Origin of the sequence: Kitasatospora putterlickiae, from assembly GCF_039527695.1 — a bacterium.
Lineage (GTDB): Bacteria > Actinomycetota > Actinomycetes > Streptomycetales > Streptomycetaceae > Kitasatospora > Kitasatospora putterlickiae.
On the sequence record NZ_BAAAKJ010000458.1, the window covers coordinates 1 to 1,789 of the forward strand.

The 1,789-nt window shown below is 74.3% G+C and carries 2 protein-coding genes; both read right to left on the reverse strand.

Annotation, left to right across the window (positions count from 1 at the left end; translation table 11 throughout):
* Positions 1 to 80 precede the first annotated feature (80 nt).
* Entirely contained in the window at positions 81 to 470 is a 390-nt protein-coding gene (locus ABD308_RS36700) for a DUF3040 domain-containing protein (protein ID WP_344344599.1), read from the reverse strand.
* A gap of 409 nt (positions 471 to 879) precedes the next feature.
* Positions 880 to 1,632 (reverse strand): methyltransferase domain-containing protein, encoded by a 753-nt coding sequence (locus ABD308_RS36705; protein ID WP_344344601.1) that lies wholly within the window; start codon positions 1,630 to 1,632, stop codon positions 880 to 882.
* Positions 1,633 to 1,789: the final 157 nt, after the last annotated feature.

Sequence of the window (1,789 nt, forward strand, 5' to 3'; positions counted from 1 at the left end):
GGGCAGTCGATCGACTGCCCGCCCTCGTCGCGTTCCCGTACGACCGTGAGGTCTGGAAGGCCTGTGGGGTCCGCGGGGTCTCAGAACCCGCCGGTCTGCTCGTCGCGCCGACGCTGCCAGCGCTGCTCGACCCGGTCCATCATCCCGGCCTTGCGGCGGGGAGCGGCGGCCTGACCACCGGGGCGCTGCGCCTGTCCGGCGGGCCCGCGGCGCCAGCCCGTCACAGCGAAGACGGCGCACCCGAGCATCACCAGGAAGCCCACCACGCTGACCCAGATCTGGTCGACGACCATGCCGCCCATCAGCAGGCCGATGCCGACCACGAAGCCGCCGATGGCCAGATACACCCGTCGACGGGTGTAGGTGCGCAGGCCGGTTCCCTCAAGCGCCGTCGCGAATTTGGGATCTTCGGCATACAGCGCTCGCTCCATCTGGTCGAGCAGTCGCTGCTCGTGCTCCGAGAGCGGCACGGAGTCCTCCTACTCGTCGGTCGCGGGTGCGACCGGTCCGCCGCCCCGGTCGGGGTGGCAAGTCCAAATCGGCCTTCAGAACACGCGGTCGGACGCCTGTGCGGGGGCCCGGGCCCGTGACGTCCATATGCCCCGAGCGTCCGGCGGTCATGCTTTCCGGCTTTACCCAGATCATACGGTCCACGGGCCCTTCGCGGAGTGGTCGGCCACGCGTGGGCCCGGCCACTTCGGCGGCTGCTCGCCGCACCACCCTCAACGCGGCGGGTGGCGGACAAGTGCCCGATCCATTGGAATCGGCCCGGACCTGGGGAGATCCCGAGGAGAAGGCGGGGAGACGCGGGGAGGGCGCGCTGAAGGTCCGTCGGCGAACGGCGGGAAATCCGTCGGCGAACGGCGGTGGGCCGTCCGGTCAGCCCAGGGTGGCCAGCAGGTGGAGCTGGGTCGCCACCGCGTGGAAGGCCGGCTGCCCGGCGGCGGCCTCCTCCAGCTTGAGCAGCGCGTCCAGCGCGCCCGGCTCGGTGTCCACCAGGACGCCCGGCACCAGGTCGGCGAAGACCCGCACGCCGTGCACCGACTCCACCCGCAGCCCGGCCCCGGCCGCCAGCCGGTCCAGCTCGTCACCGGTGAAGCGGCGCGGCATCGGGTCGCTCGGGCCCCAGCGGCCGTCGGTGGCGCCCAGCACCGCGCGGGCGTCGTCGAAGTGACCGCCGAGCGCCCGGGCGAGCACGGCGCCGTTGCGGTTGGCGGCCAGCAGGCTCACGAAGCCGCCCCGGCGCAGGGTGCCGGCCAGGCTGCCGAGCGCCTCGGCCGGGTCGTCGACGACCTCCAGCACGCCGTGGCAGAGCACCGCGTCGACGGTGCCGGGCGCGACCAGGTCGGGGAGCGTCTGGGTGTCGCCCTGCACGGCGCGGACCAGGTCGGTCACGCCGGCCTCGGCGGCCCGCCGCTCCAGCGCGAACAGCGCGTCCGGGCTCGGGTCGACCACGGTGACCCGGTGGCCGAGCGAGGTCACCGGCACGGCGAAGTTACCGGTGCCGCCGCCGGTGTCGACGACGTCGAGCACCGGCTGGTCCAGCTCGGCCACCCGCTTCTCCAGGGCGGCGCGCACCACCTCCCACACCACGGCGGTACGCAGGGCGCTGCGGGGACGCGTCGGGTACAAGGCGAGGCTCCTTGGCACGTGCAGTGTCGATCAGGTTGCCTCCACCTTAGGCCCTCCGCTCCCCGGCCCCCGTCCGGCCGCCCCGTCCCTCACCCGGCCTCGCGCACCTCCCCCCGCCGGTCGTCCACCGGCCGGCCGTCGCCGCCGACCGCCTCGC